A 21,409-nucleotide genomic window follows, 5' to 3' on the forward strand; every position below is an offset into this window, starting at 1 on the left:
GCGCCGGCGCGCGCGCGGGGGCTCCCATAATGTATTCTCGCCCCCCCCCCCACCCCGCGGGTTGGTTGGGGGGGCTGGGGCCGCCCCCCCCCCCCCCCCCCACACCTCTCTCTGCATGCCTACGTCACTTGACGCAAGCACGCGCAGTGGGTTGCATACGTTCTGTGATCACAAATCGGACGGCCGGGGAGCACGCGTGGACCCGGTGATCGTTGTCGGAGCGGGGCCCGTGGGGCTCTCGCTCGCGCTGGCTCTCGCGGGCCAGGGCGTCCCCTCGGTCCTCCTGGACGAGGGCCCCGGCAAGGACGAGCCGCGCCCCGCCCGTACCGTCGTCCTGCACGCCGACACCGCCGCCATGGCCCGGCGGCTGGGCTGTACGACGCTGCGCGACGAGGCCGCCCGGTGGACCGCCTGGCGCACCGTGCGGCGCCGGCAGGAGCCCGTACGCATCGAGTTCGCGCCCCGGGACGCCGAGTCCGGGACGCCCGCTCCCCTGCACGTGCCGCAGCACGCCCTGGCGCGCGGGCTGCGCGACGCCGCGCACGCGCACCCCCTGGTCCAGGTGGTCGCGGACAGCCGGCTCGACACCGTGGAGCAGGACCCGCACGGCGTCACCGCCCACACCCGCGGGGCGGAAACCACCTGGTGGCGCGGGAGTTACCTGGTGGGCTGCGACGGCGCCCGCTCCACGGTCCGCAAGCTGCTGGGCGTGCGCTTCCCCGGCCGTACCGCCGTGGAGCGCCACGCGGTGGCCGCCCTGCGCACCGAACTCCCCTGGCCCGACGAGGCCCTGCTGCACCGGTCGCCCCCGGAGGAGGTCACCGCCCGCCCGCTGCCCGACGGGGTGTGGCGGCTGGACTGGCTGCTCCCGCCGCGCGGCGACCTCGTGACCCCGGACGTGCTGGTGGGCCGGATCCGCGACACGCTGGCCGACTGGTGCGGCGGCACGACCCCGCCGTACGAGCTGCTCGACACCGGCGTGCACACCCTGCACCACCGGCTCGCCCGGCGCTGGCGGGACGGCCGCGCCTTCCTCGCGGGGGACGCGGCGCACCTGCTGGGCGCCCTCGGCACGCAGGGCGTCGAGGAGGGGCTGCGCGATGCGGAGAACCTCGCCTGGAAGCTGGCGCTGGCCTGGCACCAGGGGGCCTCGGAGACGCTGCTGGACAGCTACCAGACCGAGCGGCGGACGGCCGTGGCCGCCCGGCTGCGCGCCGCCGACCAGGCGATGCCGGTGCTGCGCTCCTCCGGCGGGCTGCGGGTGCTGCTGCCGGGCGCGGCCCGGGCCCACGCCACGCTGCTGTCCGACGCCCATCTGGGCCGCGGGCCGCTGGGCTCCGCGCCCGGGTACGGGCGTTCGCCGCTCGCCCCCGCGCCCACCGAGGGCGCCGTGCAGACCGCCACCGAGCCGGGCGCGCCGGTGACGGACGTACGGGTCACCGCGCCGGACGGGACGACCGTGCCGCTGCGCGACCGGCTGGGACGGGGACGGCTGCTCGCGGTGCTGGTGGCGCCGGGTACGGGGGTGTGGGACCGGCGGCACTGGCTGAAGGCCGGTCTGATGCCCCGGCTGGCCGCGGCCGTGAGCGCGCTGCCCACGCGGGCGGAGCTGCTGGTGGCCGAGTCGTACCCCGGTGCGGCCGCGCACACCGTGCTGCTGGTCCGGCCGGACGGGCACCTGGCGGCGGCGTTCTCCGGGGTGCGCCCGGCGGAACTGTACGAGGCGGCCGAGGCGGTCCGCGGCGGCTCCACCGAACGGTCGGCGTCCGAGGACCCGGTCCCCACCGCCGCGGACGCGGCGAGCTGACGGGTACTCCCGCCGGGCACGGCGGGGGCGGCGCGGGGTGCGGTGGAGGCGGCCCAGGTGTGGTGGAGGCGGCGCGGGATGCGGTCTCCGCCGGGTGCGGTGGAGACCGGACGGGGGCGCGCCCGACCGCCGCAGTTGAACGCCGCGGGGCGGACCCACGGCGCCGGTCCGCCTTCGGCCCGGGGCCGCCGCACGCCTCCTCCGGCACAGGTCGGACCGGGTGCGAGCGGTCCGCTGGTGCCGGCGGCGCGTCCGGATGCCGGTCGCCGGGCATCCGTATCGTGGTACGTGTCGCGGTGATCGATTGACCGTCCGAGGAGCCCCGTGGTGTACTCCGGGACATGACCGGCACCGACGCACGCCTGTGGCGGAGGGTTCACATGGACCTCCTCCGCTACGCGGGCTGCGTGTGTCGACCTTCCTGCTGATTCGCCTTCCTCCGCGCGCCAGGACGCGCGCCCTCCCGCGAACCCCAGGACGGATGCCCCGTGTCACCCTCCCTCTCCGTGCCCGCGCACACCCGTACCCAGGTCCAGGACGGCCCCACGGCCGCCGAACTCCTCGACTTCGCCCTCCGCACCGCCGCCGACCCCGAGCTCGTCGCCCAGCTCCCCCTCGACCCGGAGGGCCGCACGTGGGTGCGGCTGGAAGGGCCCGGCGGCAGCGAGGCGTGGCTGATCGGCTGGCCCCCCGGCACCGGCACCGGCTGGCACGACCACGCCGAGTCGCGCGGGGCCTTCGCCACCGCCTCCGGGCGGCTCACCGAGCACTCCCTCGCCGTGCGGCTGCCCTCGGAGGGCTGGCAGAGCCTGGAGCTGGCCCGGGACGTCGACCGCACCCGCAGCCTGGCCGAGGGCACCGGCCGGGCGTTCCTGGAGCACCACGTCCACGAGGTGCTGAACGAGTCGGAGACCGAGCACGCCGTCTCGGTCCACGCGTACTACCCGCCGCTGCCCCTGATCCGGCGCTACTCGCGCTCCGGTGCCGTGCTGCGCCTGGAGCAGGTCGAGCGCCCGGCGGACTGGCAGTGAGCGCCGCCGGCCGCACCGGGGGCGGCGAACCGCGGGGCATCGACGCCTACCTGGAGCGGGTGCGCGAGGGACTGGACCGGGTGGACGCCCAGGCGGCCCGCGCGGCCGCCGCGGAGGGCGCGCTGCTGGTGGACATCCGGTACCAGGCGCTGCGCGAGCGCGACGGCCTGATCCCGGGGGCCCTGGTGGTCGAGCGCAACGAACTGGAGTGGCGGCTCGACCCGGACGGCAGCCACCGGCTGCCCGAGGCCACGGACCACGGGCTGACCGTGATCGTGATCTGCAACGAGGGATACGCGTCCAGCCTCGCGGCCGCCGAGCTCCAGCGCATCGGCCTCCCTCACGCCACCGACCTGATCGGCGGGTTCCAGGCCTGGCGGTCGGCGGGACTGCCGGTCGAGCCGGGCCACGACGGCGGGGACGAGGGCCAGGCCCCCGTCTGACGGCACGGCACCGAAACACCGCGGTGACGGCACGCCACCGAAACGCCGGGCCGGGCGGCCCTCCCCCGGGAGGAACGCCCCGCCCGGCCTCCGGGGCCGCCGCTACTGCCGCGCCCCCGCGGCCTCGACCGGCCGCACCGCCAGCGCGAAGCGTCCCGGTACCGCCGTGGCCGCCAGGGCCAGCAGCCCGGCCGTGCCCAGGACGACCGCGTACACCAGCGGCAGGACGGCCGGCGCCGCGCTCCCGGTCATCCCGACGCTGAAGGCGGTCAGGACGGCGAGGGAGGTGCCGCTGCCCAGGACCACGCCCATCAGCAGGACGGCGAGGGCCTCCAGGCGCAGCATCCGCAGTACCTGGCGCCGGGTGGCGCCGGTCAGCCGGAGCAGCGCGAACTCCCGCACCCGCTCGGCCGTGGACATCGCGAGGGTGTTGACCACGGAGACGGCGGTGAAGGCCAGCACCAGGCCCATCGCGATGAGGTTCACCTCGGCGTTCGCCTGCTGCCGCTCGGCCCGGGCCGCGTCGGCCGCGGACGGGGCGAGGAGCGCGGTGCCGGGGAAGGGCGCGACGGCGGCGGTGAGGCGTTCCCGCGGGGTGCCGGGGGCGGTGGCGACGTACACCGCGCGGGCGAGTGGGTTGTCCACGTGGGCCGCGACCAGGTCGTGGGCGAGGGTGAGGTCCCCGAAGCCGAGGCCCCGGGCGTAGACGGCGCTCACGGTGACGGTGGCCGGCGTGCCGTCCCCGAGGTTGAGGGTGAGGGTGCTGCCGGGACGCAGGTCCAGCGCCTCGGCGGCGAGTTCGCTGACCGCCGCGCTGCGCGGGCCGAAGCCTTCGAGCGTGCCCCGGGTGACCTGGGGGTCCCAGGTGCGGGTGAGTCCTGCGGGGGTGACGCCCTGGGCGGCGTACTTGGCCGGCCCGACCCGCACCTGGGTGGTGACGACCTCGGTGGCGGCGGTGACGCCCGGGGTCCGGCGGAGCTCCGCCGCGGCCTCCGCCGGTACGCCGGGGCCCTGCGCGGCCAGGATCCAGTCGGCGCGGATGCCCTCCCGGGCCTGGGCACGGGCGGCGTTGCCGAGGGTGGGCTGGCTGAAGAGCACGGTGCAGGTCATGCCGACGAGCAGGGCGAGGGGGGCGACGGCGGAGGCCATCCGGGTGGCGTTGCCACGCAGGTTGGCGGTGGCGAGGCGGCCGTTGGGGCCGGCCAGCCGGAGGGGGCCGGCGAGCAGGGCGGCGGCCCCCTTCACCAGGAGCGGGCCGAGCAGTGAGACCGCGCCGGCGAGGACCACGACGGCCAGGAAAGTGACGGGGGTCGAGGCGGGCTCGGTGCGCAAGGAGCCGAGCAGGGCGATCAGTACGACGCCGGCGGCGGCCAGCAGCAGTCCGGCGGCGATCCGGGTCCGGGCCGGGCGGAAGCGTTCGACGGCGGCCTCCGCCAGCGCCTCGGTGGGACGGATCCGGGCGATGCGGCGGGCGGTGATGCGGGCGGCGGCCCGGGCTCCGACGAGGGTGACGGCGACGGCCGCGAGCATGGGGAGGATGCCCGCGGAGCGCTCCAGGGCGGCGGGCACGACACCGGCGTCGACGAACCTGCCGTGCAGGTACGCGGCGAGGGGCAGGCCCGCGAGGGCGCCGAGCGCACCGCCGGCCAGGCCGACGACCAGGGCCTCGGCGCCGAGCAGCCGGCGGAGCTGCCGGGGGGTGGCGGCGATGGCGCGGAGCAGGGCGAGTTCGCGGTGGCGCTGCTGGACGGCGAGGGCGAAGGTGCCGACGGCGACGAGGATCGCGACCAGCAACGAGGTGCCGATCATCGAGCCGCCGATGGAGACGAGCTTGATGCGGGCTCCGGCGGCGTCGAGGAACTCGACGGGCCCGCGGTCGGCCCCGCTGGTGACCTGGGCGGTGGTGCCCCGAAGGGCCCGGGTGACGGCGGCGTCGAGCTCCGCGGTGCTCGTGCCGGGCGCGGGCAGGACGCCGATGGCGGTGTGGCGGCCGTCGGGGCGGGCGGCGAGGCGCCGGGCCTCGGCGGCGCTGAAGAAGAGGGAGGTCTGGTGCCGGAGGTCGCCGTCTGCGGCGGTGGCGATGCCGGTCACGGTGTAGGTGCGGGGGGAGGCGGTGGCCTGGACGGTGAGCGGCGAGCCGGGGCGCAGGCCGGCGCTGCGGGCCAGGGCGCGGTCGACGACGACCTCGGCGGCGGTGCGGGGGGCGCGGCCCTCGGCCAGGGTGAAGGGGGTGAGGGCGGCGGATTCCCAGGAGTGGCCGTACGAGGGGAGGCCGCCCGGAGCCTTCGTCAGCGGAACGGCCTGGAAGGTGAGTTCGGGGACGGCCCGGGCGACGCCGGGGACGGCGCGGACCCGGTCGAGGGTCCCGGCGGGGAGCCAGGCCCGCTCCGGGACGGGCTTGGCCTTGTGCTTGTACTTCTTCTCGCCGTCGCCCTTGTCCTTGACCGTGGTCAGGTGGACGTTCTGGTCGGCGGAGACGACCACCGCGGCGCCGGCGTAGCGCTCGGTGGCGATCGTGCCGCGCAGTCCGGTCTCCAGCAGGGAGCCGCACGCGGTGATCAGGGCCGCCGCGCAGAGGAAGGCGACGAAGGCGCCGAGGAACCCTGCCTTGCGGTCCCTGACGGTCTGGAGGGCGAAACGCAGCATCATGGGGCCAAGCCTGCTGGCCGGGTGTGCCCCGGGGCACTGGAGCGCCCCGGCGTCCCGTCGGGGGGCCAGCCCCACCCCCGTGCCGGGGGCGGGCGCCTGCCTCCTGCGGTCAGCCGAAGCCGTATCCCAGGTCCTCGGTGTCCTCGCCCTCCTCCTCGAGGGCGCGGCGGACCACCCGCAGGGCCATGCCCTCGGGGTAGCCCTTGCGGGCGAGCATGCCGGCGAGGCGCCGGATCCGCTTGTCGCGCTCGAGTCCGCGGGTGGAACGGAGCTTGCGCGCGACGAGTTCGCGGGCGGTCTCCTCCTCCTGGTCGGAGTCGAGGCGTTCCATCGCCTCGTCGATCAGGGTGGACTCGACGCCCTTGGTGCGGAGCTCGCGGGCGAGCGCCCGGCGGGCGAGTCCCCGGCTGTGGTGCCGGGACTCCACCCAGGCGCCCGCGAACGCGGCGTCGTCGATGAGGCCCACCTCCTCGAAGCGGGAGAGGACCTCCTCCGAGACCTCCTCGGGGATGCCCCGCTTGTGCAGGGCGTCCCCGAGCTGGCGGCGGGTGCGCGGACTGCCGGTGAGCAGCCGCAGGCAGATCGCCCGGGCCTGCTCCTCGGGGCTCTGTCGCTCCGGAGCCTCGTCCGTCCCGCCGGGCAGCGGCCCCCGCCCGGCCCTCGACGGGCCGGGACCGCTGCCGTCCTCGGGTGCCGGGACCATCACGGTCAGCTCTTGGCCGTGGTGGCCTTGGTCGCCTTGGCCTTGCTCGCGGGTGCGGGCACGGACTTGGCGTCGTCGGCGGAGACGGTGGCCGCGTCGGGGCCGGGCTCGGTGTCGGCCGTCTTGCGGACGCCCACGCCCAGCTTCTCCTTGATCTTCTTCTCGATCTCGTTGGCGAGGTCGGGGTTGTCCTTCAGGAAGTTGCGGGCGTTCTCCTTGCCCTGGCCGAGCTGGTCGCCCTCGTACGTGTACCAGGCGCCGGCCTTGCGGACGAAGCCGTGCTCCACGCCCATGTCGATCAGGCCGCCCTCGCGGCTGATGCCCTGGCCGTAGAGGATGTCGAACTCGGCCTGCTTGAACGGCGGGGCGACCTTGTTCTTGACGACCTTGCAGCGGGTGCGGTTGCCGACCGCCTCGGTGCCGTCCTTGAGGGTCTCGATGCGGCGGATGTCGATGCGCACGGAGGCGTAGAACTTCAGCGCCCGGCCACCGGTCGTGGTCTCCGGCGAGCCGAACATGACGCCGATCTTCTCGCGGAGCTGGTTGATGAAGATCGCGGTGGTCTTGGACTGGTTCAGCGCACTGGTGATCTTCCGGAGCGCCTGGCTCATCAGGCGGGCCTGGAGACCCACGTGCGAGTCGCCCATCTCGCCCTCGATCTCCGCACGCGGCACGAGGGCTGCCACGGAGTCGATCACGATGAGGTCGAGGGCGCCGGAGCGGACCAGCATGTCCACGATCTCCAGGGCCTGCTCGCCCGTGTCGGGCTGGGACAGGATGAGGTTGTCCGTGTCGACGCCGAGCGCCTTGGCGTACTCGGGGTCGAGGGCGTGCTCGGCGTCCACGAAGGCGACCGTGCCGCCGGCCCGCTGCGCGTTGGCCACCGCGTGCAGGGTCAGCGTGGTCTTGCCGGAGGACTCCGGGCCGTAGATCTCGACGACACGGCCGCGCGGCAGGCCGCCGACGCCGAGCGCGACGTCCAGAGCGGTCGACCCGGTGGGGATGACCTCGATGGGGTCGTTCGGCCGGTCGCCGAGGCGCATCACTGCGCCCTTGCCGAATTGTCGTTCAATCTGCGCGAGCGCGGCGTCGAGCGCCTTCTCGCGGTCGGTGCCTGCCATGGGTTCCACCCGGGTTGCTTGAGTCGATCGCTTCACGTCAAAGACGCTAACGCCTGCCACTGACAATGCGCCTCCACGCCCCTTCCGGCTGTGGATAACCGGAGAAAACCCCTGCAATCACACGGCCAGGTTCTCCATCAGAATGGATGTTCGAATTCCGTGTCAAGCGTGCCACGCCCACCCGGCCCGACTCCCCCGGCGGGCACGGCGGAGGCTACGGTGCGGCCATGGGCGAGCGCGGGCACGGGGCGGACGAGGAGACCGGCGGGACCGGAGGGACTCCGGAAACCGGAGGGACTCCGGAAACCGGAGGGACCCGGGAAACCGGAGGGACCCGTCCGCCGCTCGTGCGCGAGGTCCACCCGGACCTCGTCGCCGAGCTGGTCGCCCTGCTGGAGGCGGAGGGCGAGCGGGACCTCGCCGTCTGCGTCCGCGACGTCCGGCTGTACGAGCGCTGCCCGTGCGCTGACGACTTCTGCCAGAGCTTCTACACCGCCCCGCCCCCGGACGGCCCGTACGGCCCCGGCCACCGCTGCCTGCCCCTCCTCCCCGACCAGGGGATGCTGAACCTGGACGTCGTGACCGGCCGCATCGTCTACGTCGAGGTGATCGGCCACGCACCCCTGCGCGACCACCGGACGCCCGCGGGCCCGGACGCCGGCGCTCCCCCGGCCCTAGGCTGACCGGCATGGAGCAGCTGGACGGCGTGGAGATCATCGCCTTCGCGGACGGCACGGCCTTCGAGGACTGGCTCGCGGCCGGGCACCACACACGCACCGAGGGCGTGTGGATCAGGATGGCGAAGAAGGGCTCGGGCATCCCGTCGGTGACCTCCGACGAGCTGGTGGACATCGGCCTCTGCTTCGGCTGGATCTCCGGGCAGCGCCGCTCCCTGGACGACCGCCACTACCTCCAGAAGTACGTGCCGCGCAGGCCCCGCAGCCTCTGGTCGCGGGTGAACGTCGAGAAGGTCGAGCAGCTCACCGCCGCCGGGCGGATGCGCGAGCCCGGGCTCGCCGAGGTCCGCAGGGCCCGGGAGGACGGCCGCTGGGACGCGGCGTACGCCCCGCAGAAGACGGCGCAGGTGCCGGCGGAGCTCGCGGCCGCGCTCGACGCGGACCCCGCCGCCCGGGCCGCCTTCGAGGCGCTCGACAGGACCGCCCGCTACCAGCTGGTCCTGCCCCTCCTCCAGGCCCTCACCCCGCGGTCCCGCAGCTCCCGGCTCGACCGGGTCCTGCGCACCCTCACGGAGACCGCCGCGGAGCCGGACGGCCGGCCCTAGACCGTCCGACCCGCGGGCCCTCAGACCCGCGGGTCGGACGTCACCTCGTACCGCTTCACGTACGCCCCCAGGAACGCCTGCAGCGTCGCCACCGCCGGGATCGCGATCAGCGCACCGACCGCCCCCAGCAGCGCCGTCCCCGCGATCACCGAGCCGAAGGCCACCGCCGGATGGATGTCGACGGTCTTCGAGGTCAGCTTCGGCTGGAGCATGTAGTTCTCGAACTGCTGGTAGACCACCACGAAGCCCAGCACGTACACCGCGTACCAGGGGCTGACCGTGAAGGCGATCAGCATCGGCAGCGCCCCCGCCAGATAGGTGCCGATGGTCGGGATGAACTGCGAGACCAGCCCGACCCACACCGCGAGCGCGGGCGCGTACGGCACCCCGAGCACGAACAGCACGATGTAGTGCGCGACCCCGGAGACCAGGGCCATCAGCCCCCGCGAGTAGAGGTAGCCGCCGGTCTTCGCCACGGCGATCTCCCAGGCCCGCAGCACCTCGGCCTGCCGCGCCGGGGGCAGCACGGAGCACAGCGCGCGCCGCAGCCGGGGGCCGTCGGCGGCGAAGTAGAACGCGAACAGGGCGATGGTCAGGAGCTTGAACAGACCGCCGAGGACGGTCGCGGACACGTCCAGCACACCGGACGCGCTGTTCTGCACGTACTTCTGGAGCGAGTCCGAGTGCAGCAGGCTGTCCTGGATCGCGAGCCGCGACAGGTCGGTGTGGAAGGTCTGGTTGATCGAGTCGATCAGCGAGTCGAGGTACTGCGGGAACCTCTCCACCATGTCGACGATCTGCCCCGCGAGCATCGAGCCGAGCAGGGCCATGAAGCCCAGCGAGAAGACCAGCACGCCGAGGAAGACCAGGAAGGTCGCCACCCCGCGGCGCATCCCGCGGGCCGCCATCCGGCTCACCGCCGGCTCGACGGCCAGGGCGAGGAAGAAGGCGATCAGGATGTTCAGCAGCAGCCCGATCAGCTGGTGGAAGGCCCAGCTGCCGAGCTGGAAGCAGGCGTACAGCGCCAGTACGAGGACCACCGCGCGCGGCAGCCAGCGCGGCATCCGCGCGGGCGGCTGGCGGAAGGCCGTACCGGGCCCGGCCGGCGGCTCCGCACCCGCGCCGTCCGCCGTGCCGCCACCGCCGGCCCGCGTCCCCTCGTGCCCGCCCGGCCCCTCGCCGTCCGGGCCCGGGCCGCCGGGCGGGGCGGCCGCCGGGGAGGGCACGGAACGCGCCGACGGCTCCGGCTCGCGCGAGGGCGACGGGACGGACCCCGGGGGCGCGGAGGCGCCCCGGGGGTGCTCGGGCTGGTCGGTCTCATGGGTGGCTGCCACCCGCCAAGTGTCCCGTATGCGTCGCCCGTCCGGCCCTCGGCGCTTGTCGCCCGGTACGTCAGCGCTTGTCGCCCGGCACGTCCATGGCCGAACACACCGCGCGCCACACGTCCTTGGTCTCCCAGCCCGCGTCGAGGGCCTGGTGGACGGTACGGCCGCCCAGCTCGGCCATCACGTGGTCCCGGGCGAACGAGTCGGCCTAGGCGGCACCGAAGTGCTCGGCCATCCGCTCCCAGAAAATCGTCAACCGCATGCCCCCAGTATCCCGCCCCCCGGGTGGACCGGTCCGTTCGTCCCCTTCCGGGGCCGGAATCCGCCCTACGTTGGGGGACATGCCTGGTGACGATGCATCCCCCCTGGCCCGCGCCGAGCGGTTCGTCTGGCTCACCGCCCGGGTCCTGGAACAGCGGCGGTTCGCCTACCACTTCCTCGGCGGCGCCGCCGATCCCGTCGACGCGGCCCTCGGCCCCTACCTCAACCCCGACGGCGGCTACGGCCACGCCCTCGACCCCGACCTCCGCGGGCCCGACAGCCAGCCCCTGCACACCGCCCACGCGCTGCGCGTCCTCGACGCCCTCGGGCGCTGCGCCGGGCAGCGCATCGAGCGCCTGTGCCGCCACCTCACGCAGGTCTCCACCGCGGACGGCGCCCTGCCGGTGCTGCGGCCGGGCCCGCGGGGCTACCCGGGGGCGCCGTACCACCCGGTCGTGGACGACCCGCCGAGCGAGCTGCTCACCACGGGTCCCGTGGTCGGCGTACTGCACCGCAACCGCGTCTGGCACGCCTGGCTGTTCCGGGCCACCGACTACTGCTGGGACCGCGTCGAGACGCTGCGGCACTCCCACCCGTACGAGATCCAGGCCGCCGTGGACTTCCTGGACGGCGCCCCCGACCGCTCACGGGCGCAGGCGGCGGCGGACCGGCTCGGCCGGCTGGTGCGGGAGGCGCGGCTGGTCGTCCTCGACCCCGGGCAGCGGGACGGCTATCCGGTGGCGGCGGGGTACGCGCCCGGCGAGCGCCTCTTCCCGCACGACCTCGCGCGCCGGCCGGAATCGCTGGCGCGCGGCTGGTTCACCGACGAGGAGCTGGCCCGCTCGCTGGACTTCCTCGCCGCCGAGCAGCAGGAGGACGGCGGCTGGCCGGTGCGCCGGCGCGCCTGGGCGCCGGGCAGCAGCCTGGAACGGCGCCCGATCGCGACGATCGAGGCGCTGCTCACCCTGCGCGCCCACGGGCGGCCGATCGGCGCCGGACCGGTCAGCCGCCCAGCGCCCGTACGCCCGCGGTGACGAGCACGGCCGCGGCCACGACCAGCAGGAAGGGCGCCCGGAACAGCAGCGCGACCCCGGCGGCGGCCAGACCTGCGGCGCGGGCGTCGAGCACCAGGGCGTGACCGGAGCTGAAGGTCTGCTGGGCGGTGAGCGCGGCCAGCAACGCGACCGGCAGCAGGGCCGAGAGCCGGCGCACGGCGGGCCGCTCCAGCGCGCCCGCGGGAACCAGCAGGCCAACCAGCTTGAGCAGGTAGCAGCCGACGGCGGTGGCGGCGATGGCGATCCAGACGTTCATCGGTCCCGGCCCTCCTCGTGTACGGACTCCAGCTCCCGGCGCTCGCGGCGCGCGGCCTCCCGCCCCTTGACGTAGAGCACGGCGGGGGCGGCGAGTGCGGCGACCAGCACGGGCACCCCGGCGGGCAGGAACGGCAGGAAGCCGAGGCCCAGCACGAGCGCGAGGGCGGCCACGGCCCGCTCGGTGGCGGTCCGGAGCATAGGGGCGAGCAGCGCGAGGAAGACCGCCGGCCCGGCGGCGTCGAGCCCCCACGCGTCGGTGTCGCCGATGGCCTCGGCGCCGAGGGCACCGAGCAGGGTGGTGAGGTTCCACAGCAGGTACAGGGTGAGCCCGGTGACGGTGAACCCGAGGCGCGCGGTGCGGCGGTCCGGCTGGGCCAGGGAGACGGCGGCCGTCTCGTCGATCACCCAGTGGGCGGCGAGGGGACGGACGGCGCGGGGCAGCGCGAGCAGCTGGGACAGCCGCAGGCCGTAGAAGGCGTTCCGGGTGCCGAGGAAGAAGGCGCCGGCTGCGGCTGTCAGGGGGTTGCCCCCGGCCGCGAGGGCGCCGACCAGCGCGAACTGCGAGGCGCCGGTGAAGACGAGGAGGCTGAGGGCACAGGCCTGGGCCACGGTGAGCCCGGCCCCCGCGGCGGTGACGCCGAAGGCGAACCCGGAGAGGCCCACGGCCACCCCGACGCCGAGCGCGTCCCGAACCACGGCCCCCCGCGGCCGCCCGCCCCCGTCCCCGGAAACCGTGTGCGCTGGTGCTGCTGCTGTCTGTTCCACGCACCGCACGCTACGGGGCCCCACGCCCGCGGTCTTGTACGTTCTTGCGCCCCCGGCGACCGACGGACGACCGCCGGCCACGGCCCGACCCCACCCGAAGCGACGCCCGACCAACCCTGCGACGGGGTCGGTCCGGGCGCGCATCCGCCTTCCGGCCCGGTTGGGGGCCACCACGGACCGTGGGTCGCGTGACGGCGGGAGCGCGTAGCGATCGTGGGCGGCTTATGTCCGGCCACCAAGGACCGTGGGTCGCGTGACGGCCGGAGCGCGTAGCGATCGTGGGCGGCTTATGAAGGGGCACGGACGGCCCGGAGGCCGCTGAGATGGGCGGTGGGCCTACGGACGGGGGTGCGCGCCCGCATGGGCGGGGCTTGGGGTGGCGTGGGTGGCCGGGGGCGTGCTGGGGAACGGTGGATGCCTCCCCCTCGCTGCCGGGCAAGGGCCGTGGGACTGGGTGGTGGCTTGTGTTGCTCCGGGGCGTTTTTCGGGGGTTGTCCGCCGAGGGGTTTTGCCTTCCGGGCCGGGGTGGTCTGTCAAGGGTGACCCGGAGGGTCATCGCGGAGCGACGCGACGAAGGAGCGCCCTTGAGGGCCCGCCCCGGTCCGGAAACCCTCGGTCGGCGGACAACCCCACGCCGGGCGGCATCTAGGTACGGGCCCAGGGTGGGGCTTCGGCGGGGCCCGGACGGGCGTCGGGGCCTGGAAACGCCCGCCGAAGCCCTGCCGTGCCCGCCGAAGCCCTGCCGTGCCCGCTGAAAGCGGGCCGAGGCGACCTCAGTCCCGGACCAGCAGCAGCACCGCCGCCGCGACCGCGCCGATGGCCAGGGCGAGGGCCCGAGGGCGGCTCCCGATGCCGCGCAGCACCGGAACGAGCGCGTCGACCGCGTACCGGCCGGGCCCGGTCAGGGTGAGCGCGGCCGCGGCGGTGGCGAGCAGCAGCTCGTACTCGACCCCCTTGGGGGCGAAGAAGGACCCGCTCCACACCACGGCGACCGCGTTGATCATGGTGCCGGTCACGGCCGCGCCCGCCAGCGGGGTGAGCAGCCCCAGCACGAGGGCCAGGCCGCCGAAGGTCTCGGTGAGGCCGGCCAGGACGGCCATCGCCTCGGGCGCCGGGTAGCCGCTCATGCCGAAGAACTGGCCGGTGCCCTCGATGCCCCCGCCCCCGAACCAGCCGAAGAGCTTCTGGGAGCCGTGGGCGGCCATGGTGAGGCCCAAGCCGAGCCGCAGCACCAGCAGCCCCGCATCACGGGCGGCGCCGCCGGCGTGGGAGCCGGCGACGGCGTTCTCGGCACTGGTCTCGGCGGTGCGCAGGGTCGCGGACGGGGAGGCCATGAGGGATCCCTCTCGTTGGGGGAGATGAAGTATTTCGAATTTGAACCGAACTGCAGCCCCGACCATAGCCCGTCGTTCAAATTGGAACAACTGCCGTACGCTGGCCCCATGGGTGACACGCGATGGCTGAATGACGACGAAATGCGGGCGTGGAGCGGCTTCCTCGCCGCTTCGGCGCTGCTGAACCGGCGACTGGACCAGCAGCTCAAGGACGATTCAGGCCTCTCGCACCCGCAGTACGAGATCCTCGTACGGCTCTCGGCCGCCCCGGGCGGCGAGCTGCGCATGACGGAGCTGGCGGACGGTCTGATCAACTCGAAGAGCGGCCTGACCTACCAGGTCACGCAGCTGGAGAAGGCGGGCCTGGTACGGCGGCGCAGCTGCCCGTCTGACGTGCGGGGGATCTTCGCGGTCCTCACCGAGCAGGGCCGGGAGCGGCTGGAACAGGCGGCGCCGGGCCACGTCGCGGCGGTACGGCGGCACCTGATCGACGTACTCACACAGGACCAGATCGACGCCCTCGCCGACGGCCTGGGCGAAGTCACCCGCCGCCTACGCGCAAGCCGCTGACGCGGCGGCCCGCACCCCCCAACCCACCACACCCGCCCCCCCACACTCACCGCACCCCCCAACCCACCGCACCCGCCCCCACACTCACCGCGGCGCAGCCACCTCCACGTATCGCCGGTGCCGCGCCCCCCGGTACAGCAGGGCGTCCCAGCCCGCCCGCTCCAGCACCGAGCGGCACTCCGCCAGCCGGGCGGCCTCCTCCTCGGCGGCCCGGCCGCCCGGCGGTCCGAGCCAGCTCACCCGTACCGTCCCGGGCTCCTCCCCGTCGCGGACCACGTACCCGGTCTCCGTACGCCGCCCGGCCCCGTCCACCGCGGAGGCCGGCACCCCCGCCGCCTCCAGAGCCAGGGACACCGCCCGGAGCGGCCGCTCCCGCTCCCAGGGCGCCGGCCGCTCCGTGGGATCCCCGGGACGCCCGTCGCCGGCCGCGTTGACGAGCCGGCGGATCTGGCGCAGCCCCTCGTACGCGGCCCGCACCTCGGCGGCCCGTGCCCGCACCCGCTCCGGCGGCACGGGCGGTCCGTCCCCCGTAGCCGGCTCGAACGCGCCGGCACCTACCCCCGCACCCCTACCGGCACCCGAACCCGAACCCAACCCGGCACCCGAACCCGAACACAACCCGGCACCCGAACCCGACCCGGCACCCGCACCCAACCCGGCACCCGCCCCCGCCCCGGCACCCCACCCCGAACCCGCTTCACCCATCACAGCCTCTCCGCACCCCATAGCCCGACCTGCCCTGCCCTGCCCTGCTCCCAGTGGACCACCACCCCAGCCGAAACCACCCCGTCCTGAGTACCCGAGGCCGAGCGACCTGAGTACCAGGCCCGATCCCCCCACCCCACCCCCGACGGTGGAATGGCCCCATGAACACCGACGCCCCGCGCCGGCCCGCCGCACTCCGGCAGGTCACCCTCACCGGCTCCGCCCTCGCCACCGCCCTGCTGCCGCTCGTCGTCGGCGTGCTGGCGGCCAAGGCGCTGGCCGCCGACCCGCTGACGCCGGTGAACGCCCTGATCACCACCGGAGCGCACCGCCCCCGGATCACGCCCGCCCACTGGCGCACCTGCGGGCGCAGCGCCCTCGGCCGGGTGCGGGGCAGCGGCCGTGCGCTCCGGCGCTACACGGGGCCGGCCACGGGCGCCCCGCGGTCGGCCCCAGGCGTCGCGCGGCCGGCCGCAGACACTCCGCGGTCCTGCACCGGGTTCTCCCGCAGCCACTCCACGACCTGACCGGCGTGCCGGTCGGGCGGGAAGACGGGGTAGAAGACGTGCTCGATGCGGTTGTCCCTGACGACCAGGGTGATCCGCTTGAAGAGCGTCCGGCCCCCGAACCCGAAGACCGGCAGGCCCAGCGCCGAGGCCAGCGACAGGGAGGGGTCGGACAGCATCGCGAAGGGCAGCCGCAGCCGCTCGGTGACCTCGCGCTGGTATGCGGTGTCCTGGCTGGACAGACCGAAGACCCGGGCCGCGCCGGCCTCGGCCAGCTCTTGGTGGTGGTCCCGGAACCCGCAGGCCTGGCTCGTACAGCCGCGGGCTCCCGGGATGGCGTCCCAGCCCTCAGGGAGGTCCGCGTCGGGCCGTCCGGTCAGCGGGTACACGTACAGCACGGTCCGGCCCGGCCCCAGCGCGTCGAGGCGTACCGAACCACCGGACGTGGCGGCCGCCTCCAGCGCGGGCATGGGCAGCCCGGGCAGGTGGGCGGCGGCGCCGTCGTCCTCGGGTACGGGCAGTCCGGCGGGCAGGACGGTCAGGTCGTGCACCGGCGCGGCTCCCTCCTCCACCGGAGCGGTGTCCCCGGTCGCGATGCTGTTGCGGTACGCGGCCTCGCGGAGGTGGGCGGCGAGCACGGCCCGCCGCGCGGTGAGCGCCTCGATGCGGGCCGTCAGGTCGTCGATGGCCTCGCGGTAGCCCGCGAGGGCGGCGGGGCAGTCGTCGCCGTGCGTCCCGCCGGCGGCCAGGCAGTCGAGGAACGGCCGGGTGCGGTCGACGGGGATGCCGAGGCCGCCGAGCGTGCGGATCTCGCGGACCAGCCGTACGTCGTGCTCGCCGTAGTCGCGGTAGCCGTTGGCCAGCCTTTCCGGACTGACCAGGCCCATCGCCTCGTAGTAGCGCACCGCCTTGACCGTCGTTCCCGCGCGACGGGCCAGCTCACCGATCTTCATGCGGACCTCCCGACCGGCAACCTAAACCCTGCCCCGAGGGTCAAGGTCAACCCCACCCACGCCCACCCCCACCCACGCCCACCCCCACTCACGCCCACCCCCCCACGCCCACCCCGCCAACCCCCACTCCCCGCCACCCACGGCCGCTCCCCCCGGATGCGGACCCGTGCCCCGCCCCCCACGCTGGAGCCATGCATCACGCGCCGATCGTCGTACACCGGCTGTCGCCCTCGGGTGGACGCCGGGTGACGCTGCGCGTCGAAGGGCACGAGGACATCCTCGGCCTGGCCAGGAACGACGCGGACGTGATCGAGTTCCTCCGCCGGGCCGGCGTCCCCGACCCCGACGAGCTCGTACTCGGCGACTCCGGACTCATCGACTGGATCGGCGCCGAACCGCACGTCTACGACACCGACCCCCCGGACACGGACCTCTGACCCCCGACCTCGACCCCCGGTCTCGGGCTCAGGCACGAGGTTCCGCGAGGGGCTACTCCGGCCGGCACCTCCCACAACCCCCGGGCCCGGCACGGCAACTGATCATCAGACATGCTGTGAATCCCCCGACGCGCGTGACGGTGTGTAAGATCAGTTGTGTGACTGCCGGGTCGGCCTTGGGCCACACACGAAACGGGTTCCCGGCCTCGGCGTGAGCACGAGGCGGGCACGAGCCCCGCCATTCCTCCGCGTCTTCGCTACGGCGTCCCCCGAGGCGTCCGTCCACTTCGCATCCAGAAGCCCTGAAGACCCGGAGACCAACCACACCATGACGCATGCCCATGCCCATGCCCCGCACGCCACCACCCCCCAGCCCTCCGCCGTCGCCCGGCTCGACCACACCGTGGTGTACGCCAGCGACCGGCGCCGGTCGGCCGAGTTCCTCGCGTCGGTCCTCGGGCTGGAGGTGTCGGCCCCGTTCGGGCCGTTCCTCCCCGTCGACCTCGGCAACGGCGTGACCCTCGACTACTACGCCCTGACCGACGAGCCGATCCAGTCCCAGCACTACGCCTTCCTGGTCGCCGAGGACGCGTTCGACGGCATGATCGACCGGCTGACCGCGGCCGGCGTCACGTACTACGCGGACCCCCACCACACCGAAGCCGGGCAGGTCAACCGCCTCTTCGGCGGGCGCGGGGCGTACTTCGAGGACCCGGACGGCCACAACATGGAGATCATGACCCGCCCCTACGTCCGCCCCTAGGACCCCCGGCACGCGCCCTACGCCGCCTCCCGCCCCAGGGTCTCGCCCACCGCCTGCGCGAAGGCCTGGGCCTGGGGCGTGGCGTGCTCCCGGTGTCTGACCAGGCCCAGGAGCGAGTCCGGCAGTCCCTCGACCGGCACGAAGGCGATGGAGCTGCGCCGGCCGTGGTACTCCGCGGTCGACCGGCACAGCAGCATCGCGCCCCGGTCCGCGGCCGTCAGTGACAGGCCCTCCTGGAGGGTGTTCACCAGCGGCCCGGCCGGTACGGGCAGGCCGCCCGGGGTCTCCCCGGGCGCCTGCGCCCGGCGCCAGTACTCGGGCGCCGAGCCGTGGATGCCGATCAGCCGGCACCCGGCCAGCTCCTCCGCCGACACCGACGCGCGCCCGGCGAGGGGGTGCCGGGCGGACACCGCCAGGGTCTGCGGCTGCCGCGAGAACACCGGGCCCAGCACCAGGTCGTCCTCCGCCACCGGCAGCAGCACCACCGCGCAGTCCACCTCCTTGCGCCGCACCGGCCCGAACGGGTCCGACAGGGCGATCTCCGCCACCTCGATGGCGCACTCCGGGTACCGGTCCTCGAACAGCGCGATGGCCTGCGCCAGGTAGTCGTCCACCGTGCCCTGGAAGCCGATCCGCAGCACCCCGCCGAAGCCCCGGGCGGCCGCCCGCGCCTCGTCCACCGTCGCGCGCAGCGCCTCGTACGCGGGGCGCAGCGACGCGAGGAACGACTCGCCGAGCGGCGTCAGGCCGACGCGGCGGCTCGTACGCTCCACCAGCGGCGCCCCGATCCGGCCCTCCAGCGACCGCAGCAACTGGCTGACCCGGCTCTGCGACACGTACAGCCGCTCGCCCGCCCGGCCGAAGTGCAACTCCTCGGCGAGCACGAGGAACGCCTCCAGCTCGCGGAACTCCAGACTGCTCATGGGTCACCTTTCTACCCCGGGTGCCGACCTCCGCTGTCTACCGGGCGGCGCCCCGCGCCCGCCACCCGCGCCCGGGCAGTCGATCAAGTAGCCCAGCTCATCGAAGCATGAGGGATTGGCCGTTGTTCCCGCAGGTCATCGCGGGTTGGCTGAACTCATGGCACAGACAGAGGAAATCGCAGGGGTGACGCCGCGGACACCCGGCCCCCGCGGCGGCTGGCCCGCCGTGGCCGCCGTGGCCGGCGCGACGTTCACCGTGGTCACGTCCGAGATGCTGCCGGTGGGCCTGCTGACACCCATCGGCGACGCGCTGCGGGTCACGGAGGGCACGGCCGGGCTCACGCTGACCATCACCGGCCTGGTCGGGGCGGTGTCCGCGCCGCTGCTCACCCCGGCGCTCGGCCGCTTCGACCGCCGCCTGGTGCTGTGCGGCCTGATGGCCGTGCTGGTCGCGGGGAACCTCCTCGCGGCCTGGTCCCCGAACTTCGCGGTCATGGTGGCCGCCCGCGTGCTCGTCGGCGTCGGCATGGGCGGCGTCTGGGCGATCGCGGCCGGCCTCGCGGTGCGGCTGGTGCCGGGAGCCTCCGTCGGGCCGGCCACCTCACTCGTCTTCAGCGGGATCGCGGTGGCCTCCGTGCTCGGCGTCCCGGCCGGCACGTACATCGGTGAACTGGCCGACTGGCGCACCGCGTTCGTCACCATGGCCGGCCTCGCGCTGGTCGTGCTGACCGCCCTGGCGGTGCTGCTGCCGAAACTGCCCGCGGAGCAGGAGATCCGGCTGGGCGGCGTGATGCGGCTGGTCGGCAACCCGCGGGTCGCGACCGGGCTGGCCGTCGTGGCGCTGCTGGTCACCGGCCACTTCGCCGCCTACACGTACGTACGGCCCGCCCTGGAGGAGATCTCGGGCGCGAGCGCATCCATGATCGGCACGCTGCTGCTGGTGTACGGGATCGCCGGCGTGCTGGGCAACTTCGCCGCGGGCGCCGGTGCGGCCCGCTCCCCGCGCGGCACACTGCTGGTGATCGGCCTGGTGCTGGCGGCGACGGTCGGCCTGCTGCCGCTGATCGGCGGTTCGGTGATGACGGCTGCCGTGCTGCTGGCCGTCTGGGGCCTCTCGTACGGCGGGGTCTCGGTCTCGACCCAGACCTGGCTGCTGGGCTCGGCCCCGGAAGCCCGCGAGGCGGCGTCCGCGCTGTTCGTCGGCGTGTTCAACGGGGCCATCGCCCTGGGCGCCTTCGTCGGCGGCCTCGCCGCGGACGGTTCCGGCATCGAGGCCGTGATGTGGCTCGGCGCGGCCCTCGCGGCCGGCGCCCTGGCGGTGACGGCCCTGGGCCGCGCCCCCGCGGGAGCCGCGCGCGGCTAGGCCGGGCCCCTCGGTCCCCGGGACCGGACACCTCGGTCCCGGGTCCGGGCCCCTCGGTCCCCGGGACCGGACGCCCGGCACCCCCGGGACCGGACCCGGCGGAACCCCCGGACCCGCCCCCGGCGGGGGGCGGCGGTGGAACGGCGCTCCGGGGCAAGCCCCCGCCCCCGGAGCGCCGCCACCGGTACGGCCCCGCTCAGCCGGTGACGCCCCCGAGGCGACCGACGCCCCCGAGGCGACCGACGCCCCCGAGGCGACCGACGCCCCCGACGGGCCCGGCTGCGCCGACGCCGACGTCCCCGACACCCAGGCCGTCGACGCCGTCGAGGAACTCCCGGATCAGTGCCGCCCATTCGGTCGGCCGCTCGGCCGCGATGGCGTGCCCGCAGTCGAGCACCGCCAGCCGGGCACCCGGAATGCCCTCCGCCAGTTCGCGGGAGTGAACGGGCGTGGTCAGCAGGTCCCGGGTGGCCGACACGACCAGGGCCGGCACCTCCACCCGGGCCAGGTCGGCCCGTACGTCGAGATGGTCGAAGAGGGCCAGCTGCGCGTCGGCACCGGCCGGCATGCCCGCGGCGAACAGCCCGAGCTGCTCCTCGATCTCCGCGCCGGAGCGCGCCTCCAGCCACTCGGGGCCGCCGACCATCAGGGACAGGTACGCGGCCAGCTCCCGGCCCCGCGGGTCCCGGCGGCCCAGTGCCCGCCAGGTCTCGACCGCCAGCAGGAGCCGGGGGCTCGGGCGGGCGAATCCGGCGGAGAGAACGAGGGCGGTCACCCGCTCCGGATGGCGGACCGCGGCCCGCACGGCCACCGTGGTGCCCATGGAGAAACCTGAAATGGCGAATGTGTCGAGGCCGGATTGCACGGCACTTTCCACAATGCCGTCGGCCAGCTCGTCAAGACTCAGCGGCCCGTCCGCGAGAGGAGTGGAACCAGAGCCGGGAAAATCGGCGCCGACCACCGTCCTGGATTGGGCGAGGGATTCGATGACGGGGCCGAAACTGTCCCGCACGTCGCTGCCCGCACCGTGCGCGAGCAGCAATCCGGGGCCGCTGCCCCACACGGAAGTGGATAACGCGGAAGGAAGTGAAGAGGTCATGGCGGAGATGCTAGCGAAACGTCCGGCCATTTCTTTGGGTTCCCCGTCAACATCGC

General features: G+C 74.9%; 22 protein-coding genes and 2 pseudogenes. 12 read left to right on the top strand and 12 right to left on the bottom strand.

Going from position 1 to position 21,409, the window contains the following annotated elements; all coding sequences use genetic code 11:
• Positions 1–196: 196 nt before the first annotated feature.
• The 4 genes from ACIQUR_RS19075 to ACIQUR_RS19090 all read left to right on the top strand — a co-directional run bounded on the left by ACIQUR_RS19075 (position 197) and on the right by ACIQUR_RS19090 (position 3,281).
• Positions 197–1,807, top strand: coding sequence for an FAD-dependent monooxygenase (locus tag ACIQUR_RS19075; RefSeq protein ID WP_403665473.1), 1,611 nt, complete (start codon positions 197–199; stop codon positions 1,805–1,807).
• 341 nt (positions 1,808–2,148) lie between these two features.
• Positions 2,149–2,235 carry a putative leader peptide gene (locus tag ACIQUR_RS19080; protein WP_403665578.1) on the top strand — a complete coding sequence of 29 codons (87 nt, stop codon included), beginning with the start codon at positions 2,149–2,151 and terminating at the stop codon, positions 2,233–2,235.
• 60 nt (positions 2,236–2,295) lie between these two features.
• A complete protein-coding gene (locus ACIQUR_RS19085) occupies positions 2,296–2,838 on the top strand; it encodes a cysteine dioxygenase (RefSeq protein ID WP_403665475.1) in 543 nt (180 codons plus the stop codon).
• Positions 2,835–3,281 carry a rhodanese-like domain-containing protein gene (locus ACIQUR_RS19090; RefSeq protein ID WP_403665477.1) on the top strand — a complete coding sequence of 149 codons (447 nt, stop codon included), beginning with the start codon at positions 2,835–2,837 and terminating at the stop codon, positions 3,279–3,281. The genes ACIQUR_RS19085 and ACIQUR_RS19090 overlap by 4 nt, the downstream gene beginning before the upstream one ends.
• 102 nt (positions 3,282–3,383) lie before the next feature.
• On the opposite strand, the gene ACIQUR_RS19095 is transcribed toward ACIQUR_RS19090, so the two are convergent.
• The 3 genes and pseudogenes from ACIQUR_RS19095 to recA form a co-directional block, all read right to left on the bottom strand.
• Positions 3,384–5,930: an FtsX-like permease family protein gene (locus tag ACIQUR_RS19095; RefSeq protein WP_403665479.1), complete on the bottom strand. Its 2,547-nt coding sequence runs from the start codon at positions 5,928–5,930 to the stop codon at positions 3,384–3,386.
• A gap of 109 nt (positions 5,931–6,039) precedes the next feature.
• Positions 6,040–6,723: pseudogene (gene recX, locus ACIQUR_RS19100) on the bottom strand (recombination regulator RecX); the annotation flags it as partial.
• Entirely contained in the window at positions 6,639–7,754 is a 1,116-nt protein-coding gene (gene recA, locus ACIQUR_RS19105; RefSeq protein ID WP_403665481.1) for a recombinase RecA, read from the bottom strand. The pseudogene recX and the gene recA, both read right to left, overlap by 85 nt.
• A 347-nt stretch (positions 7,755–8,101) precedes the next feature.
• Here recA and ACIQUR_RS19110 point away from each other — a divergent pair, with 347 nt between their 5' ends.
• Positions 8,102–8,437: a hypothetical protein gene (locus tag ACIQUR_RS19110; protein WP_403665483.1), complete on the top strand. Its 336-nt coding sequence runs from the start codon at positions 8,102–8,104 to the stop codon at positions 8,435–8,437.
• A gap of 5 nt (positions 8,438–8,442) precedes the next feature.
• On the top strand, positions 8,443–9,036 hold the full coding sequence (locus ACIQUR_RS19115) for a YdeI family protein (RefSeq protein ID WP_403665485.1): 594 nt from the start codon (positions 8,443–8,445) through the stop codon (positions 9,034–9,036).
• Positions 9,037–9,056: 20 nt separating this feature from the next.
• Here ACIQUR_RS19115 and ACIQUR_RS19120 read toward each other — a convergent pair whose 3' ends face one another.
• Positions 9,057–10,100: an AI-2E family transporter gene (locus ACIQUR_RS19120; RefSeq protein ID WP_403665580.1), complete on the bottom strand. Its 1,044-nt coding sequence runs from the start codon at positions 10,098–10,100 to the stop codon at positions 9,057–9,059.
• Between the two features lie 328 nt (positions 10,101–10,428).
• Positions 10,429–10,623 (bottom strand): annotated as a pseudogene (locus ACIQUR_RS19125) (DUF3046 domain-containing protein).
• A 79-nt stretch (positions 10,624–10,702) separates the two neighbouring features.
• Here ACIQUR_RS19125 and ACIQUR_RS19130 point away from each other — a divergent pair.
• Positions 10,703–11,656: a hypothetical protein gene (locus ACIQUR_RS19130; protein WP_403665487.1), complete on the top strand. Its 954-nt coding sequence runs from the start codon at positions 10,703–10,705 to the stop codon at positions 11,654–11,656.
• On the opposite strand, the gene ACIQUR_RS19135 is transcribed toward ACIQUR_RS19130, so the two are convergent.
• The 3 genes from ACIQUR_RS19135 to ACIQUR_RS19145 all read right to left on the bottom strand — a co-directional run bounded on the left by ACIQUR_RS19135 (position 11,625) and on the right by ACIQUR_RS19145 (position 14,034).
• On the bottom strand, positions 11,625–11,933 hold the full coding sequence (locus ACIQUR_RS19135; RefSeq protein ID WP_403665489.1) for an AzlD domain-containing protein: 309 nt from the start codon (positions 11,931–11,933) through the stop codon (positions 11,625–11,627). The genes ACIQUR_RS19130 and ACIQUR_RS19135 overlap by 32 nt on opposite strands.
• Positions 11,930–12,700, bottom strand: a complete 771-nt coding sequence (locus ACIQUR_RS19140) for an AzlC family ABC transporter permease (protein ID WP_403665491.1) — start codon at positions 12,698–12,700, stop codon at positions 11,930–11,932. Before ACIQUR_RS19140 ends, ACIQUR_RS19135 begins: the two co-directional genes overlap by 4 nt.
• A 773-nt stretch (positions 12,701–13,473) precedes the next feature.
• On the bottom strand, positions 13,474–14,034 hold the full coding sequence (locus ACIQUR_RS19145) for a DoxX family protein (protein WP_403665493.1): 561 nt from the start codon (positions 14,032–14,034) through the stop codon (positions 13,474–13,476).
• Positions 14,035–14,142: 108 nt separating this feature from the next.
• On the opposite strand from ACIQUR_RS19145, the gene ACIQUR_RS19150 reads away from it, so the two are divergent.
• Entirely contained in the window at positions 14,143–14,604 is a 462-nt protein-coding gene (locus tag ACIQUR_RS19150; protein ID WP_403665495.1) for a MarR family winged helix-turn-helix transcriptional regulator, read from the top strand.
• A gap of 84 nt (positions 14,605–14,688) precedes the next feature.
• Here the strand turns inward: ACIQUR_RS19150 and ACIQUR_RS19155 are convergent, their stop codons facing one another.
• Positions 14,689–15,117 carry a hypothetical protein gene (locus tag ACIQUR_RS19155; protein WP_403665497.1) on the bottom strand — a complete coding sequence of 143 codons (429 nt, stop codon included), beginning with the start codon at positions 15,115–15,117 and terminating at the stop codon, positions 14,689–14,691.
• 353 nt (positions 15,118–15,470) lie between these two features.
• On the opposite strand from ACIQUR_RS19155, the gene ACIQUR_RS19160 reads away from it, so the two are divergent.
• Positions 15,471–15,836, top strand: coding sequence for a hypothetical protein (locus ACIQUR_RS19160; RefSeq protein ID WP_403665499.1), 366 nt, complete (start codon positions 15,471–15,473; stop codon positions 15,834–15,836).
• On the opposite strand, the gene ACIQUR_RS19165 is transcribed toward ACIQUR_RS19160, so the two are convergent.
• Positions 15,725–16,768, bottom strand: a complete 1,044-nt coding sequence (locus ACIQUR_RS19165; protein ID WP_403665501.1) for a MerR family transcriptional regulator — start codon at positions 16,766–16,768, stop codon at positions 15,725–15,727. The genes ACIQUR_RS19160 and ACIQUR_RS19165 overlap by 112 nt on opposite strands.
• 191 nt (positions 16,769–16,959) lie before the next feature.
• On the opposite strand from ACIQUR_RS19165, the gene ACIQUR_RS19170 reads away from it, so the two are divergent.
• Positions 16,960–17,205, top strand: a complete 246-nt coding sequence (locus ACIQUR_RS19170; protein ID WP_403665503.1) for a hypothetical protein — start codon at positions 16,960–16,962, stop codon at positions 17,203–17,205.
• A gap of 328 nt (positions 17,206–17,533) precedes the next feature.
• Positions 17,534–17,968 carry a VOC family protein gene (locus tag ACIQUR_RS19175; protein WP_403665505.1) on the top strand — a complete coding sequence of 145 codons (435 nt, stop codon included), beginning with the start codon at positions 17,534–17,536 and terminating at the stop codon, positions 17,966–17,968.
• Positions 17,969–17,985: 17 nt separating this feature from the next.
• On the opposite strand, the gene ACIQUR_RS19180 is transcribed toward ACIQUR_RS19175, so the two are convergent.
• Positions 17,986–18,891, bottom strand: a complete 906-nt coding sequence (locus ACIQUR_RS19180; RefSeq protein ID WP_403665507.1) for a LysR family transcriptional regulator — start codon at positions 18,889–18,891, stop codon at positions 17,986–17,988.
• A gap of 157 nt (positions 18,892–19,048) precedes the next feature.
• Here ACIQUR_RS19180 and ACIQUR_RS19185 point away from each other — a divergent pair, with 157 nt between their 5' ends.
• Entirely contained in the window at positions 19,049–20,254 is a 1,206-nt protein-coding gene (locus ACIQUR_RS19185; protein ID WP_403665509.1) for an MFS transporter, read from the top strand.
• Positions 20,255–20,450: 196 nt separating this feature from the next.
• Here the strand turns inward: ACIQUR_RS19185 and ACIQUR_RS19190 are convergent, their stop codons facing one another.
• Positions 20,451–21,383, bottom strand: coding sequence for an alpha/beta fold hydrolase (locus ACIQUR_RS19190; protein ID WP_403665511.1), 933 nt, complete (start codon positions 21,381–21,383; stop codon positions 20,451–20,453).
• Positions 21,384–21,409 lie beyond the last annotated feature (26 nt).

Source organism: Streptomyces sp. NPDC101132 (genome assembly GCF_044759225.1).
GTDB lineage: Bacteria > Actinomycetota > Actinomycetes > Streptomycetales > Streptomycetaceae > Streptomyces.